This is a genomic window from Silanimonas lenta DSM 16282, assembly GCF_000429065.1.
GTDB classification, from domain to species: Bacteria; Pseudomonadota; Gammaproteobacteria; order Xanthomonadales; family Xanthomonadaceae; genus Silanimonas; species Silanimonas lenta.
In genome coordinates, this window is sequence record NZ_AUBD01000011.1 from 36342 (window position 1) to 52535 (window position 16194).

At 69.3% G+C, this 16194-nt stretch carries 11 protein-coding genes; 6 read left to right on the plus strand and 5 right to left on the minus strand.

Annotation, left to right across the window (positions count from 1 at the left end; genetic code table 11):
* The first annotated feature begins 108 nt into the window (after window positions 1–108).
* The 3 genes from ppa to G408_RS0107005 all read left to right on the plus strand — a co-directional run bounded on the left by ppa (window position 109) and on the right by G408_RS0107005 (window position 2938).
* Window positions 109–663 carry an inorganic diphosphatase gene (ppa, locus tag G408_RS0106995; RefSeq protein WP_028770512.1) on the plus strand — a complete coding sequence of 185 codons (555 nt, stop codon included), beginning with the start codon at window positions 109–111 and terminating at the stop codon, window positions 661–663.
* 95 nt (window positions 664–758) lie between these two features.
* Complete coding sequence (locus G408_RS0107000) at window positions 759–1835, plus strand: HDOD domain-containing protein (RefSeq protein ID WP_028770513.1); 1077 nt, start codon at window positions 759–761, stop codon at window positions 1833–1835.
* Window positions 1832–2938, plus strand: a complete 1107-nt coding sequence (locus G408_RS0107005) for an HDOD domain-containing protein (protein ID WP_028770514.1) — start codon at window positions 1832–1834, stop codon at window positions 2936–2938. The genes G408_RS0107000 and G408_RS0107005 overlap by 4 nt, the downstream gene beginning before the upstream one ends.
* A gap of 10 nt (window positions 2939–2948) precedes the next feature.
* On the opposite strand, the gene G408_RS0107010 is transcribed toward G408_RS0107005, so the two are convergent.
* Window positions 2949–3455: a fasciclin domain-containing protein gene (locus tag G408_RS0107010; protein ID WP_037412666.1), complete on the minus strand. Its 507-nt coding sequence runs from the start codon at window positions 3453–3455 to the stop codon at window positions 2949–2951.
* Between the two features lie 269 nt (window positions 3456–3724).
* Between G408_RS0107010 and G408_RS13610 the strand changes: the two genes are divergently transcribed.
* Window positions 3725–5920: a protein-disulfide reductase DsbD family protein gene (locus tag G408_RS13610; RefSeq protein ID WP_211226655.1), complete on the plus strand. Its 2196-nt coding sequence runs from the start codon at window positions 3725–3727 to the stop codon at window positions 5918–5920.
* Window positions 5917–6522 carry a thioredoxin family protein gene (locus tag G408_RS0107020; RefSeq protein WP_028770516.1) on the plus strand — a complete coding sequence of 202 codons (606 nt, stop codon included), beginning with the start codon at window positions 5917–5919 and terminating at the stop codon, window positions 6520–6522. Before G408_RS13610 ends, G408_RS0107020 begins: the two co-directional genes overlap by 4 nt.
* Window positions 6523–6619: 97 nt before the next feature.
* On the opposite strand, the gene G408_RS0107025 is transcribed toward G408_RS0107020, so the two are convergent.
* Window positions 6620–8110 carry an MFS transporter gene (locus tag G408_RS0107025; RefSeq protein ID WP_028770517.1) on the minus strand — a complete coding sequence of 497 codons (1491 nt, stop codon included), beginning with the start codon at window positions 8108–8110 and terminating at the stop codon, window positions 6620–6622.
* Window positions 8111–8349: 239 nt separating this feature from the next.
* Between G408_RS0107025 and G408_RS0107030 the strand changes: the two genes are divergently transcribed.
* Window positions 8350–10953, plus strand: a complete 2604-nt coding sequence (locus tag G408_RS0107030) for a TonB-dependent receptor plug domain-containing protein (protein WP_028770518.1) — start codon at window positions 8350–8352, stop codon at window positions 10951–10953.
* A gap of 56 nt (window positions 10954–11009) precedes the next feature.
* Here G408_RS0107030 and G408_RS0107035 read toward each other — a convergent pair whose 3' ends face one another.
* From G408_RS0107035 to G408_RS0107045, 3 genes are all read right to left on the minus strand, one after another.
* Window positions 11010–13733 (minus strand): TonB-dependent receptor, encoded by a 2724-nt coding sequence (locus tag G408_RS0107035; protein WP_028770519.1) that lies wholly within the window; start codon window positions 13731–13733, stop codon window positions 11010–11012.
* A gap of 164 nt (window positions 13734–13897) precedes the next feature.
* A complete protein-coding gene (locus G408_RS14770; protein ID WP_156890084.1) occupies window positions 13898–14650 on the minus strand; it encodes a DUF6445 family protein in 753 nt (250 codons plus the stop codon).
* Entirely contained in the window at window positions 14647–16161 is a 1515-nt protein-coding gene (locus tag G408_RS0107045; RefSeq protein ID WP_028770520.1) for a tryptophan halogenase family protein, read from the minus strand. The genes G408_RS14770 and G408_RS0107045 overlap by 4 nt, the downstream gene beginning before the upstream one ends.
* Window positions 16162–16194: the final 33 nt, after the last annotated feature.

The window sequence follows — 16194 nt, forward strand, 5'->3', positions numbered from 1 at the left end:
GGCTGGGCGGCCGTTCGAGCCCGGATTCAACGCCCGGGGTGTAGACTTCGCGCCCTTCCTCCACCCCCGCCGGGCCCTGCGGCCCGGCCGATCCTCCAAGGAGTTCCCATGGGCCTCAGCCTCGTCCCCACCGGCCGCGACGTGCCGAACGAGATCAACGTCATCATCGAGATCCCGAAGGATGCCGAGCCGGTGAAGTACGAGGTGGACAAGGAGACCGGCGCGATCTTCGTCGACCGCATCCTCTCCACCCCGATGCGCTATCCCTGCAACTACGGCTATGTGCCGCATACGCTGTGCGGCGATGGCGATCCGGTGGACGTACTGGTGATCCTGCCCCTGACCCTGGTGCCCGGCTCGGTGATCCGCTGCCGCCCGGTGGGCATGCTGAAGATGACCGACGAGGCCGGCGAGGACACCAAGCTGGTGGCGGTGCCGGTGCCCAAGGTGTTCAAGGGCTACGAGCACATCACCGACATCTCGCAGGTCTCCAGCCACTGGCTGGAGCGCATCGGCCACTTCTTCGAGCACTACAAGGACCTCGAGAAGGGCAAGTGGGTGAAGGTCGAGGGCTGGGAGGGCCGCGAGGCGGCGATCCGGGAGATCCTCGACGGCGTGGCCCGCTACAACGCCACCCCGGACGCCGACAAGCCGAAGTTCTGATCCGGCACGGACGGGGCGACGGCCGCCCCCCGGCGGGCGTATCCTGAAACGCCCCGCGGGACCGGGGCGCGCCCCCGTCCAGAAGGAGCCTGTGCATGTTCGTCCTCATCGTCGGCCGTGATCTCGAGCGCCGCAGCGAGCTGGCCGAGACGCTGGCCCAGCTCGGCCTCGAGTGGAAGGTCGAATGGGTGGGCGAGACCGCCGAGGCCATGGCCCTGCTGGAAGGCCGCGGGGTGGACGTGATCGCCGTCGATGGCGGCGAGGCCCGCGGCGTGGATCTGCTGCGCCGCGCCCGTGAAAAGCATCCGCAGGCAGTCCGCCTGCTGCTGCTGCCGCCCGGCGCCGAACCCAGCGCCAGCGCCATCGACATCGCTCACCGCCACCTCGGCCTGCCGCTGCAGGCCGGCGCCCTGGTGGAAGCCGTGGAAGGCATCGGCGAGCTCTTCGAGGTACTCGACAACCCCGACCTCAAGGCCAAGGTGGGCGCAATCGCCCAGCTGCCGCCGGCGCCCGATACCTACCTTGCCATCTCCAAGGCGCTCGCCGACCCCAATGTGGGGGCGGCGCAGGTGGTGCAGATGCTGTCGCGGGACCCGGCTCTGGTGGCCAAGGTGCTCCGGGTCTGTAATTCGGCCTTCTTCTCCGGGGGCCGTCCGGTGGCCGACCTCAAGGCCGCGGTGGTGCGCCTCGGCCTCGAAACCCTGCGCCGGGTGGTGCTGGCCGCCGAGGCGCTCTCGGCCAACAACGGTCCCGAGGCCGAAGCCATCCGCCGCCGCGCCTTCTTCGCCTCGCAGCTCGCCAGCCGCCTGCTGCCCGGGCCCAGCGCCGAGATGGCGTCCACGGCGGCCCTGCTCGCCGAGCTGGGCCGCCTGCTGCCGGGCTTCCGGGACGCCCGCGGCGACGACGGCCAGGCGAGCTATGCCGATGCCGGCGCCTGGCTGCTGGGCCTCTGGGGCCTGCCGATGCCGATCGTCGAGGGCGTGGCCTTCCACCTGCAGCCGGCGCGCAGCCGCCAGCGCGGCTTCTGGATCCCGGGGGCCGTGCACGTGGCGCATGCCCTGGTGGGCGGCATCGCGCTCGACGAGGCCTGGCTCGATGCCGCCGGCCTGCGCGACAAGCTGCCCGAGTGGCAGCGCCTGGCCGGGAAGCTGGCCGACCTCGAGACCGCATGAGCCTGCGCGTGGCCCTGGTCGATCATGCCAGCGCGCATGATCGGCTCCGCGCGCTCGCCGCCGCCCTGCCCGGCGACTGGATCGTGCTCGACGGGCTCTCGCCGGCCGAAGTCATCGAGCAGGCCGAGGTCGGCGGCCTCGATGCCGTGGTCTGCGGCGCAGACCCGGGCCCGATGGACGGCGCCACCCTGCTGCAGCGCGTGCAGCAGGTGCACCCGGAGGCCCTGCGCATCCTGGCCCTGCCGGCCGGCATCGACCCCCGGCTCGGCGAGCGCCTGGCCGCGCATCCGGCCGTGCAGCAGGTGCTTCCGGCCCCCTACGAGGCCGCTGCCGTGCGGGCCGCCGCGCGCCGCCTGCTGATGGTGCGCAGCCTGCTGCGCGATGCCGCGCTGCGCGCCGAACTCGGCCGCGTCGACCGCCTGCCCGGCTCGCCGGCCACCTATCTCGGCCTGCGCATGGTGATGGCCGACGATGGCGCCGACCTCGAAGAAGCCGTGGTGGCCCTGAAGCGTGACCCGGCTCTGGCCGCGCGGGTGCTGCGGATGGCGAACTCCGCCCTCTACACCCGGGGCCGGCCGATCAACAGCCTCGACCAGGCCGTCGCCCGGCTCGGGCTGCAGACCATCCTGCAACTGGTACTGGCCGGTGAAGTGTTCGCCCGGCTGCCGGGCGCGGAAGCGGTACGGGCCGAGACGCTGGGCCTGCGGGCGGCACAGCTCGCCGCGCGCATCGCGCCCACGCCGCGCGAGGCAGCACTGGCCGGCAGCGCCGCAGTGCTCGCCGATCTCGGCGCCCTGCTGCCGGGCTCGGTGCTGAATGCGCCCCCGTATCCCGGCGAGCTGTGGCAGGGCGCCCCGCGCGTCGCCCTGCTGGGCGCCGGGCTGATGGCCCTGTGGGGCCTGCCGGTGGAGATGGTCGAGGCCGTGGCCTACCACCACCATCCCGGCCGGCTCCCCGGGCGCGGGCTCGACGTAGTCGGCACCCTGCACCTCGCCCGGGCGCTGGTGGGCGCCATCGAGCTCGACGCGGCCTGGGTGGAGGAGGCCGGGCTCGCGCCGCGCCTGGGGGGCTGGCGCGAGCTCGCCGCCAGCCTCCCAGCCTGAGTTCCGGCAGTCAGTCGGGCAGCATCACCCGGTCGATCACGTGGATCACGCCATTGCTCGCCATCAGATCGGTGGCGGTGATGGTGGCGCCGTCGATGGTGACCGTGCTGCCCTCGACGCGGATGTCGGCGGTGGCGCCGCTCAGCATGGTGGCCTCGTCGAGCTTCACCGCATCGGCCGCCTTCACCTTGGCGGGCACCACGTGGTAGCTCAGCACCGCGACCAGCTTCTCCCTGTTCTCGGGCTTCAGCAGGTCCTCCACCGTGCCCGGCGGCAGCTTGGCGAAGGCCTCGTTGGTGGGCGCGAACACGGTGAATGGACCAGGACCGCTGAGAGCCTCGACGAGCCCGGCCGCCTGCACCGCGGTGACCAGGGTGGAGAAATCCGGATTGGCGGCCGCAACATCGACGATAGTGCCGCCCGCCTTCTGCTTGCCCCCGCCATAGGCGAAGGCGGAGGTGGCAAGGACGGCGGCGGTGAGCGCGGCGGCCAGCGGGGCTTTCAGGAAGGAAGGCATGGGACGACTCCTCGTGGGTGGGGGACGTGCGGATCGCACGCCCTTACGGTGGACGAGGCGCTGCGATGCAGGCGTCGGCGAAACGTGCAGCCTTCGTCGCGGCCGCATGGCCGGAACGTGACGATCCCTGCACACCGGCTTCATCGATCGGCGGCAGGCTTGGCGTTTCCGATCCACGGGACACCGCCTTGGCGACAACCGATCCCATCCGCCCACGCCTCGCCCACGCGTCGCGCCTCCGCGCGGCTCTGCATTCCATGGCACTGGCCATGGCGCTACTGCTCCTCGCCCTTCCCGCGCTGGCGGCCAGGGCGGGCGCGATCCCGCCCGAGATCGATGCCGACCCGCGCCTCGTGGCCACGCAGCACGCCCGCGTGGCCCTGCTCGCCGACCACGCCGCGGTGGCGCCGGGGCAGCGCTTCCACGCCGGGCTGCGCATCGTGCACGACGCCGGCTGGCATACCTACTGGCTGAACCCCGGTGATTCGGGCCTGCCCACGCGCTACGACTGGACCCTGCCGGAGGGCGCCACGGCCAGCGACATCCGCTGGCCGGTGCCGGAGCGCAAGCCCATCGGCGAGCTCACCAACTTCGGCTACGAGGGCGTGCTGCTGCTGCCGGCGGAACTCTCGGTGCCGCCGCAGGCAGCGCCCGGCGAGCGCTTCCGCGCCCGGCTGCGGGCGCGCTGGCTGATCTGCGAGGAGATCTGCATCCCCGACGAGGCCACGCTGGAGCTCGACCTGCCCGTCGAAGCGCAGGCACGGCCTTCCGCCGACGCAGCGGCCTTCGCCGCCGCGCTCGCCGCCGTGCCGCAGGCGGAGCCGGGCTGGCAGGGCGTGACCCGCCGCGATGCCGGGGGCATCACGGTGGAGGTGCAGGGCTGCAGCGTGGCGCTGGGCGGAGCGGAACGCATCGAGGTCTTCCCGGCCACGCCGCAGATCGTCGCCAACCACCGCATCGAGGCCGCGCACGATGCCGCGGGCGTGCTGCGCTTCCGCCACCCGGCGAGCGAGTACTACGCCGGCATGCCCCCCAGCGTGGACTGGGTGCTGGTGCGCGAGGACGGCGAGACACGCCGCGCCTTCGCCGTGCGCCTGCGGGGCGAGGATGCGCTGGCAGGCGCGCCCGGCGCAGCGACCAAGGACGGCGATGCCCCGGCAAGTGCGGCGGCACGCCTTCCGGCGGATGCCGCAGGCACCGTCCCGCCCGCACCGCGTCTCGGCCCCGGCATGGCGCTGCTCTTCGCCCTGCTCGGCGGCCTGATCCTCAACCTGATGCCCTGCGTGTTCCCGGTGCTGGCCCTGAAGGCGCTGGCCTTCCAGCACGGCGAGGCCCGCGAGCACCGCCGGCATGCCCTGCTCTACACCGCCGGCGTGCTCGCGAGCTTCCTGCTGCTCGCCGGCCTGCTAATGGCCCTGCGTGCGGCGGGCGAGGCGCTCGGCTGGGGCTTCCAGCTGCAGACGCCGTGGTTCGTGGCCGCCATGGCCCTGCTGATGGCCGCGGTGGGCTTCGCGCTTTCCGGCCTCGCCACGCCCGGGGCCTCGCTGATGGGGCTGGGCCAATCGCTCACCGAGGGCGGTGGCGGGCGCGCCGCCTTCTTCACCGGCGTGCTGGCGGTGGTGGTGGCCAGCCCCTGCACCGCTCCCTTCATGGGTCCGGCGCTGGGCTTCGCGCTCACCCAGCCCCCCGCGCAGACCCTGCTGGTCTTCACCGCGCTCGGCCTCGGCCTCGCGCTGCCCCTGCTGCTCGTCGGCCTGGTGCCCGCGCTGGCCTCGCGCCTGCCACGCCCCGGCGCCTGGATGGAGCGGCTGAAGCAGGCGCTGGCCTTCCCGATGTACCTCACCGCGCTGTGGCTGGCCTGGGTGCTGGGCCGGCAGGTAGGCGTGGACGGCATGGCCCTGCTGCTCGCCGGCATGCTGCTGATGGGCTTCGCCCTGTGGTGGCGCGGCGCGCAGCCCGGGCGGCTGCGGCGCTTCGCGGTGGCGGCCCTGCTGCTGCTCGCGCTGGCCCCGGTGCTGCTGATCGCCCGGCTGGCGCCCAGCGTGCGCGGCGCTGGCGACACCGCGTCCGCGGAGTCCAGCCTCTGGCAGCCCTGGTCGCCGGAAGCCGTGGCCGCCCTGCGCGCCGAAGGCCGGCCGGTGCTGGTGAACTTCACCGCCGCCTGGTGCATCACCTGCCTTGCCAACGAGCGCGTGGCGCTCAGCGGGACGGCCTTCGAGGCGGCCCTGCGCGAGCACGGCATCGCCTACCTCAAGGCCGACTGGACCGACTACGACGCCCGCATCACGGCGGCGCTGGCCGAATTCGGGCGTAGCGGCGTGCCGCTGTATGTCGTCTACCCCGCCGGTGGCGGCGCTCCCGTGCTGCTGCCGCAGGTGCTCACCCCCGGCGCCGTGTCGCAGGCCCTGCGCGAGGCCGCGCGCCACGGCAGTGCCCCGTCCACCCCTGCTGGAGACTCCACATGAAGACCCTGCTTTCCCTCGCCCTCGGCAGTGCCCTCGCTTTCGCCGCCAATGCCGCCATGGCTGCCGCCACCGTGGGCCAGCCGGCCCCGGCCTTCACCCTCACCGACAGCAAGGGCCAGCGCCATTCGCTCTCCGACTTCGCCGGCAAGACCGTGGTGCTGGAGTGGTTCAACCACGAGTGCCCCTTCGTGAAGAAGCACTACGGCGCCGGCAACATGCAGGCGCAGCAGGCCGAGGCCACGGCCAGGGGAACGGTATGGCTGGTGGTGAACTCCTCGGCCCCGGGCAAGCAGGGCCATGTCAGCGGCGAGGAGGCCGAGCGCATCCTCGGTGAGTGGAAGGCCACGCCCACCGCCTTCCTGCTCGACCACGACGGCACCGTGGGCCGGGCCTACGGCGCCAAGACCACCCCGCACCTGTTCGTCATCGATGGCGAGGGCGTGCTGCGCTACAACGGCGCCATCGACTCCAACCCCAGCGCCGACCCCGCCGACATCCCGGGCGCCACGCAGTTCGTGCGCGAGGCTCTCGCCGATCTCGGCGCCGGCCGCCCGGTGGCCCGTGGCACCACCCAGCCCTACGGCTGCTCGGTGAAGTACTGAGCGATCAGCGCGCGCGCCGGCGCTTCGCCTCGTAGAGGGCGTCGTCGGCGCGCTTCAGCCACTGGTCGGCCGTGGCATCGCTGGCTTCGGGCAGGACCTAGTCCAGGCGGATGTTGAGCGCCAGCACGCCCGCCACCAGCATCGACAGCCCGCCCATCAGCAGGGCGTACACCGGCTGGCCATCGAAGAAGGTGGCGAGCAGGAAGCCGAGGATGCTCGCCGCCACCAGCTGCGGGATGACGATGAAGAAATTGAAGATGCCCATGTACACGCCCATCTTCTCGGCCGGCAGGGAGTCGGCCAAAAGGGCGTAGGGCAGCGAGAGGATCGAGGCCCAGGCGAAGCCCACGCCCACCATGCTGAGCAGCAGCCACTGCGGGTCCTCGATCAGGAAGAAGGAGACGAGGCCGAGTCCGCCCAGCGACAGGTTGATGAGGTGCGAGAGCCGCGCGCCGTAGCGCTTCACCATCAGCGGGATGAGCAGGGCGGCCAGCACTGCGAAGCCGTTGTAGGCGGCGAACAGCACGCCCACCCAGTCGGCGCCGGCGTTGTAGGCCGCGGACTGGGTATCGGTGGCACCGAACTGCACCGAGGTGACCGCGCCGGTGGTGTAAATCCACATGGCGAACAGCGCGAACCAGGAGAAGAACTGCACCACCGCGAGCTGGCGCATCCGGCCGGGCATGGTGTAGAGGTCGCGCAGGATGGCGCCGAACATGCCCGGCGCGCGGCCGCCGCCGAGCAGCAGCAGGGCAAGGCCGTATACCGCGATGCCGGTGGCCAGCAGGTAGAGGTCGCGGGCCAGCCCGAAGTGCCAGATGCCGCCGATGGCCGCAAGGCCGATGGCCAGCAGCAGCCGGCCCTGGTTGCGTGCCCGGCCGCCGTCGATGGCCTTCTCCTCCCGGGGGCGCGCGGCATCGAAGGCCTTGAGCTGCTCGGGCGGGTACTCGCGGGTGCTGAACACCGTCCAGCCCACCGCGAGGAGGAAGACCGCCGCGCCGGCGTAGAAGGCGTATTTCACGTTGTCCGGCACCACGCCCTCCGGCGCGGTATTGCCCACGCCGAGCGCGGCCAGCATCCAGGGCAGGGCGCTCGCCACCACCGCCCCCAGACCGATGAAGAAGCTCTGCATGGCATAGCCCGTGGGGCGCTGGCGCGGCGGCAGCTGGTCGCCGACGAAGGCGCGGAAGGGCTCCATCGAGATGTTGATCGAGGCGTCCAGCACCCAGAGCAGGCCGGCGGCGACCCACAGCGCCGGCGAATTGGGCATGGCCACCAGGGCGAGGCTGGCGAGGATGGCGCCGATCAGGAAGAAGGGCCGGCGGCGGCCCCAGGTGGGGTGCCAGGTGCGGTCGGACAGGTAACCGACGATCGGTTGCACGATCAGGCCGGTGAGCGGGGCGGCGATCCACAGCATCGGGATCTGCTCCATCTCGGCGCCGAGGGTCTGGAAGATGCGGCTGACGTTGGCGTTCTGCAGGGCGAAGCCGAACTGGATGCCGAGGAAGCCAAAGCACATGTTCCAGATCTGCCAGAACGACAGTTCCGGGCGGTCTGACGCCGCCTTTACGGTCCCCCCCTGTGTCATGCCGCCCCCTTAACTTTCTGATGGTCGCAACCCTACACCGGCCGGAAGCCCGCCAAGTGGCCTGCATTCGTATTCATCCGCGCGGTTGAGCGCTCCTGAGCGGGGAGCGAAGTGATTGCAGTCGTGGCGCGAAAGGGGTAAGCCTTGTCTGTCGCCGGGCATCGGGTGGCCCCCGGCGAGGGGAGGCCGGCCTCGCGCCGGCACCAAGGCCGCCGGAAACCAGACAGGGGACATCACCAATGCGTTCGAAACCTTCCGCCCGCCCGGTCAGGCACGCGCTGGCCAGTGCGATCCGGCTTGGCCTGTGCTCTGCCGCACTCTGCATCTCCAGCCTTCCGGCCCAGGCCCAGACGCCAGAGAGCACTGCGAAAACGGAGGATGCCAAGACGCTGGATGCCGTCATCGTGTCGACACTGGGCTCTCGCGGTCAGCCCCGCTCCGAGAATTTGTCCGCCGTTCCCATTGACATCATCGGTGGCGCGGACTTCCACAACCAGGGCACGGTCGATGTGCTCGATCAGATGCGGGTTCTGGTGCCCTCCTTCCAGGTCAGCATCGTCCCGATCGATGACGCCGCCACCCTCGTTCGTCCAGCCAACCTGCGAGGGCTCCCGCCCGACAGCAGCCTGGTACTGGTGAACGGCAAGCGCCGCCACCGTTCGGCGGTCATCACCTTCCTCGGCCACGGCCTCTCGGATGGCTCGCAGGGGCCGGACATCTCGACGATCCCATCGCTCGCCCTTGAGCAGGTCGAAGTGCTGCGTGACGGCGCCGCGGCTCAGTACGGCTCCGACGCCATCGCCGGCGTCATCAACTTCAACCTGAAGCGACTCACCGAGGGTGGTTCGGTGGAGGCCTTCCTCAGCCAGACCTATGAGGGCGACGGACAGAACCGCCAGTTGGCCGCCCAGCTGGGTACGAAGCTCACTGAGGACGGCTTCGCAACCCTCACCGCCGAGTGGCGCGATGCCGATCCGACCAGCCGCAGCGTACAGCGCCCGGATGCGGCCGCGGCGGCAGCCGCCGGCTATCCTGGCGTCCCGGATCCTGCCCAGATCTGGGGCTCGCCGCGGGTGAACCGCGACTTCAAGTTCGTCGCCAACCTCGGCCTCTCCTACGACCGTTTCGACTACTACCTGTTCGGCAACATCGCATCGCGCGATGTCGATGGCGGTTTCTACTATCGGAATCCCACCTCACGCGCCGGCGTGTACTCCTTCGATGGCGGCAATACCCTCGCCATCGGCAATCTCGGCGGTCCTGCCTGCCCCACCATCGCTCTGCGTGACTCACAGGGAAACCTGATTCCCTACAACACGGTGAGCAGCCAGGTGAATGCCCTTCCCAGCCACTGCTTCACCTTCTTACGCCTGCTTCCCGGAGGCTTCACTCCGCGCTTCGGCGGCATCGTCCGCGACAGCTCGCTGGTGGCCGGCATGAAAGGCGAGTGGCTGAACGGCATTCGCTTCGATTTCTCCGCCTCGCGAGGACGCAGCGAAGTCGACTTCTACCTGCTCAACACCATCAACGCCTCGCTCGGCCCCAATCAGCCAGCCGATCGCCGCTTCCGCCCCGGCTCGAACATCCAGACCGAAACCAACTTCAACGCCGACTTCGTCAAAGAGATCGATACCGGCTTCACGGTCTATCCGATGAACCTCGCCGCCGGCCTGGAGTGGCGCAAAGAAGAGTTCGAGATCATCAATGGCGACCAGGCCTCTTTTGAAGTCGGGCCGCTCGCCTCCCAAGGCTTCCTGATCGGCTCGAACGGCTTCCCGGGGTTCAATCCGCGCCAGTCGGGTGTCTTCTCGCGCAGCAACTGGGCTGCCTACCTGGATGCCGAGGCCAACTTCACCGAGCGTCTGCTGGTGCAGGCGGCAGCACGCTACGAGGACTTCGAAGACTTCGGCTCCACTGCCAACGGCAAGCTCACCGCCCGCTTCGAAACCAGTGACTCGGTCGCCCTGCGCGCAGCCGCGAGCACCGGCTTCCGTGCGCCGACACCGGGGCAGTCCAACATCACCCAGGTGACCACGCAGTTCATCAACGGCGAACTGCGGGATGCGGCGACCCTCGCGCCGACCAATCCGATCTCGCAGCGCTTCGGCGGCCGCCAGCTGCAGCCAGAGGAATCGGACAACCTTTCCGCGGGCGTGGTTTTCAGTGAAGGCCCCTGGCTGGTGACCCTCGATCTCTACCGGATCAAGGTGCGCGACCGGATCGCCTTGACCGGGAACTTCGCACTCACCGACGCCGACCGGGCAGCGCTCCTCGCCCAAGGGGTGACCGATGCCCTGTCCTACAGCACGGTGCGTTTCTTCACCAATGACTTCGACACCAGCACCCGTGGCGTCGATCTCGTGGCCAGTTACGACACCGAACAGTGGGGTGGCACCACCACCTACTCGCTCGCCGTCAACTGGAACCGGACAAAGGTAGACCGCTACAACCCCGATGTAACTTCGGAAGCGAGGGTCTTCATCCTCGAGAATTCGCTACCGAAGACCAAGGGCAACTTCAATGTCCACCACCGCAACGGCAACTGGCATGTCAACCTACGCCTGAGCTACTACGGCTCGTTCTTCGAGGACCATCTCGACACTGGCTTCATCAGTGGCCCGGACGCCTTGCCGATCTATGGCGATGCGGCATGGATCGTCGATGCCGAAGTGGGATATCGCTGGGCGAACGGCTTCTTCGCCAACCTCGGGGCACAGAACCTGTTCGACAAGTACCCGGATGAAAACCCCTGGGCCGACGTGGTGGGCGCACGCTACCCCTCGCACACCCCCTTCGGCTTCAACGGCGGCGTGTACTACCTGCGCGCCGGCTATCGCTTCTGATTCTGATGAAAAGCCCCCGGCGGCGAATGCCGGCCGGGGGCCAGGGGCAAAGCGCTTCAGAAGCGGTAGTTCACGCCAAGCAGGTAGTACTTGCCGTACTCGTAGAACTTGAGCGGCCGATCCTCGCGGCCGCTGTCGAGCTCGCGCGAGGCCTCGTCGGTGAGGTTACCGGCCTGCAGCAGGATGGCCAGATCCTTGAGCGGGCCCGACCGGAAGGTGTAGCCGAGCTGAGCATCGACCACTTCCTCACCGGCGAAGTTGCGGAAGTTGAGGTCGCCGCCGAAGCCCTGGAAGGTGGAACGGAAGGCCGAGCGGGTACGGCGGCTCACACGCACCTGGAAGCCGTGGTCCTCGTAATACAGCGAGGCGTTCGAGGTGTACTTCGAGAAGCCCGGCAGGGGCTGGGTGCTGCCCGGACCATCCGGCTCCACGCTGGTGGTGGTATCGGTGTAGCTACCCTGGAAGCCGAAGCCCTTGAGCGGCTCCCAGAGCAGATCGAAGGGTAGCGAGACGGAGAACTCCCAGCCCTTGAGCAGGCCGCCTTCGCCGTTCACGGGCGCGCTGTACTCGCCGATCCGGCTGGCGGGGATGGCCGAGGGCGGGGTGCCCGGCGGGATCGGCAGGCCGCTGTAGTCGAAGGCGATGGTCTGGCCGTAGATGTAGGTCTTCAGGTCCTTGAAGAAGTAGGCCACCGAGACATAGCCGCGGGTGCCGTCGAAGTACTTCTCGTAGGAGAGGTCGTAGGCATTGGCTTCCCAGGGCCGCAGCTTCGGATTGCCGCCGCCACCGCTGAAGCAGGGCAGGGCCGCGCAGCCCGGCGAGGTGTTGCCGCTGGTGCGGATGCCGAAATCGCGGCTGGCGCGCATGTCGTCCATGCGCGGGCGGGCCACCTGGCGGGCCGCGGCGAAACGCAGCACCTGGTCGGCCGGCAGGCCCCAGCGCAGGTTCAGGCTCGGCAGCACGTCGGTGTAGCGGTCGCCGTCGCGGATCGGCACGCCGAGCGGCGCGCCGGCATAGGTGGCGAAGCCGGTGCCCTCCTGCGAGACGTGCTGCACCTGCACGCCGACGTTGCCGAGCAGGCTGTTGCCGAGGAACTCGGTATCCAGGTTGGCCTGCACGTAGGCGCTGGTCACTTCCTCGGACACCGTCCAGTTCTTGTTGGTGATGTCCTTGTCGTCCTTCACCAGCAGGCGATAGACGCCGCTGTTGAGCAGGTTCAGGGTGTCGAAGGCGACGATGTTGGTGCCGCCGAAGACGGTGGTGCTGCCGATCACGAAATTGGCCGGAATGGGCAGTTGCACGTTGTTCGAGGCCTCGCAGCCGCTGGTGAGGCAGAGGGTGTTCTCGAGCGAGCCGCGGCTCTTGTCGCGGTCGTTGTAGTTGAGACCGAAGCGCAGGCTGCTGATGGCGCCTTCGTCGAAGCGGCGCTCGAGATCGAAGCGCGCGGCCACCAGCGAGTCCTTGATCTCGAAGTCCTTGAGGTAGCCGGCCTGGGCGCGGTCGCCGCCCCAGCCACCCGGGTCGGCCAGGCGCAGCAGCGAAGGATCGCTGTAGTCGAGGCCGAAATCGAGGTCGAAGTAACCCTCCGGGTTGTAGATGGCGCGCAGGGTATCGCCCACGCCATTCGGCAGCACGGCGTAGGTCTCGAGGATGCGCTGGTCGCGCTTGCCCTGGGAGCCATTGATGTCGGCGGTGAAGGTCCAGTAGTCGCCGAACTTGATCTCGTGGTTCCAGCCGATCGACATCAGCCGGTCGTCGAAGGCCTCGACGTCGTTGCGGATGATCGGGCGGACATTGGTCCAGGTCACGTCGATGCCGGTGCCCTGGCTGTTGTTGGTGCGGCTCGCCACCGAGGCGCCGCCCCAGGTGGTGCCGAACTCGAGGCCGCGCTTGTCCTCCTGCCGGTCGTAGCGCGAGTAGAAGAAGTCGAAGGAGGTGCGGTAATCGTCGCTCGGGCGGAACTCGAGCGTCGCCATCAGGCCGTCACGCTCGTTCTCGCTCTCGTAGTCGTAGATCTTGCCGCCGCCGATGGCGCCATTGTCATAGCCCCAGGCCTCGAACTCCCGGCCCTGGCCCGGGTTGTTGAGGCGGGCATAGCCCAGGGCGAGGCCCATGGTCCTGGCGTCGTTCTGGTCGATGTAGGAGAAGCTGGTGCGGTAGCCGCTCTCCTTCTCCTCGTTGAGACGGTTCTGCTCGTAGCGCGCGGTGAGCGCCATCACCCGGTCATCGAAATCGAGCGGGCGCACGGTGCGCAGGTCGATGGTGGCGGAGAGGCCCTGCCCCACCAGCCGCGCCTCCGGGGTCTTGTAGACCAGCACCGAGCTCAGCAGCTCGGAGGGGTAGGCGTCGAACTCGACGCCGCGGGCCTGCGCCAGGCTGACCTGCTCGCGGCCATTGAGGGTGGCGGTGGCAAAGTCGCCAGACAGACCTCGGACGTTGATCTCCTGCGCCCGGCCGGTGCGCTGGTTGCGCACCGCGGTGAGGCCCGGGAGGCGGGCGATCGAATCGGCGATCGACTGGTCGGGCAGCTGGCCGATGCCCTCGGCCGAGATCGACTCGACGATCGAGGTGGCGTTCTGCTTGTTCTCGATCGCATCCTCGATGCCGCGGCGGATGCTGGCGGTGACGATCACCGCATCGAGCTTCTTGGCCTCGGCGGCCTTGGCCTCCTCTTCCTCCTCGGCCTTCGCGGCCTGAGCCTGGGCCTGCGCCTGCGATGCCATGGCCACGAGGGCCGAGGCGAGCGCCACGCTCAGCATGTCGCGCTTGAGATTCAACATTCCCCTCTCCTGGAACTTCCGGCTGGATCTGGACGCCTCGCGGCGCGGTCGATCGTGGCTGTGCGCACGGAGCGCCCGTCACGGTAGGTTCATGTTAGTGCTGCAGCTCGAAACGCCCGCTTGGCTGCATACGTATTCATGGGCCGTTTCCGTTGCAACCAGCCTCAGGCGCCCGCCCGCCGCCGGCCGACGAAGAAGCCGTTGAGGGTGAGCCGGCCGCTGGCCGGGTCCTCGCCGAGCCGCTCCGGATGCCGGATCTCGCCGCTGTGGAACACCGTGCCCGGGTAGAGCAGCAGGCGGTTGAAGCGCGCCGGCACGCTGGCCACTTTCTCGAACCAGGCATTCGAGTCCAGCGGATAGGCCCGCGGCAGGCCGTGGCGGGCATGGAAGACCCCGGGATCCTCGCGCGCCGCTTCACCGAGCAAGGCGAACACTGCCTCGGGCGATCGGGCCGGACGGTAGAAGGCGGTACCGCCCAGGGACTCGTCATGGAACAGATAGAGCACCGAGGCGATCGCGCACTCCCCGGGACCGAGATCGAGGCGGTCGATGTGCGGCAGGCACTGCCATGGCTGCAATGCTTCCGGCGGCTTGGCCACCATCGAGAGCCGGGCCTGCCGATGGCGCAGGCGGCGGACTCCGAAGGCATGGCGGAAGCGTTCATGGAACCAGGCGCCCAGTTCCGCCGCCACCGCCTCGGGTAGCGCCAGTTCGGGTCCTGGGAAGGCATTGCCCGGGCGGGGGGCGAAGGCGGCGCGGGCGGCAATGGCGAAATCGCGCCATTCGCCAGGGTTGGCGAGCGCGCCGTCCACCACGTGGCAGAGCGGGCGCCCCGCCACCGCCAGCACCCGCACCTCGGCCCGCGGATCGAAGCGCAGGGCCGGCCAGGGGGGCAGGCCGGGCGCGGAAGGACTCACGCCGCCATCGGCGCGGCGCAATGGCGGGCGATGAAGTCGGCATGCGTGGGCATGGCCTGCACGCAGTTGCCGATCACTGCCCGCACCGTCTCGACATGGCGCAGCACCGTGGCCTCGTCGATGGCATCCACCATGGCGTTGTAGCCCTCTGGCAGCAGGCGCTGACCGATCATCACCTGCACCCAGGAAGGCTCGGCGAACAGTTCCTCGGCCTGGCGGAACACCCGGCCATTGCTGCGGAACAGGTCCATCTTCCGCCGCAGCGACTCGGGCACCTCCATGGTGCGCACGTAGTTCCAGAACGGCGTATCGCTGCGCTCGGTGGCGTGGTAGTGGAGGATGAGGAAGTCGCGAATCTTCTCGAACTCGAAGTCCGAGTGAGCGTTGAACTCCTCGATGTCGCGGGCATCGAAACCGGGATGCGGCCAGAAGGCGGTGAGGCGGGCAATGGCCGACTGGATGAGGTGGATCGAGGTCGATTCCAGCGGCTCCATGAAGCCGCTCGACAGACCGATCGCCACCACATTTTTGTTCCAGAACTTGCGACGCTTGCCGGTGACGAAACGGAGGATCTTCGGCGTCATCGTCGCCTCGCCCTCCAAACGCGACATCAGCTTCGCCATGGCCTCGTCCTCGCTGATGAACCGGCTGGAGAACACGTAGCCGTTGCCCACGCGGTGCTGCAGCGGGATACGCCACTGCCAACCGGCCTCCTGGGCGGTGGAGCGGGTGTAGGGCGTGAGCGGGCCGTTGCTGACGCACTGCACGGCGGCGGCGCGGTCACAGGGCAGCCAGTGGGTCCAGTCCTCGTAGCCGCTCTTCAGGGTCTGCTCGATGAGAAGACCTCGGAAACCCGTGCAGTCGATGAACAGCTGCCCTGACACCCGCTCGCCGCTCTCCATCACCACGGCGCTGATGAAGCCATCGTCAGGCCGCTGCTGTACCTCCCTTACCTTGCCCTCAATGCGCTTCACGCCGCGCTTTTCGGCGTACTCACGCAGGTAGCGGGCGTACAGCGCCGCATCGAAGTGGTAGGCGTAGGCGATGTCGGCCAGCGGCGAGTTCGGCCGGTCGGTGAGCGCCGGCATGAACTTGTTGGCGCGCGCGGCGGCGGTATTGATCGAGTAGTCGTCGAGGTGCCCGGCGCGGCCGAGCCGCCGGGCCTTGAGCCAGTAGTGGTAGAAGGCGGTGGTGCCGAGGTCCTGGCCGATCCGGCCGAAACCGTGGATGTAGCGGTCGCCGATCTGGCCCCAGTTCACGAACTCGATGCCGAGCTTGAACGAGCCCTTGGTGCGGCGGATGAAATCCGCCTCGTCGAGCTCGAGCGCCTGGTTGTAGAGCTTGATCATCGGGATGGTGGCCTCGCCCACCCCGACGGTGCCGATCTCCTCGCTCTCCACCAGGGTGATCGCAGCCGAAGGCCCGAGCACCTTGGCAAGGGCCGCGGCCGTCATCCAGCCCGCCGTGCCGCCACCGACGATCACCACTTCCCGAACGCGCTGCTCGCTCATCCGCTATTGCCCCGGCAGGGAGCGGCCCGGCCA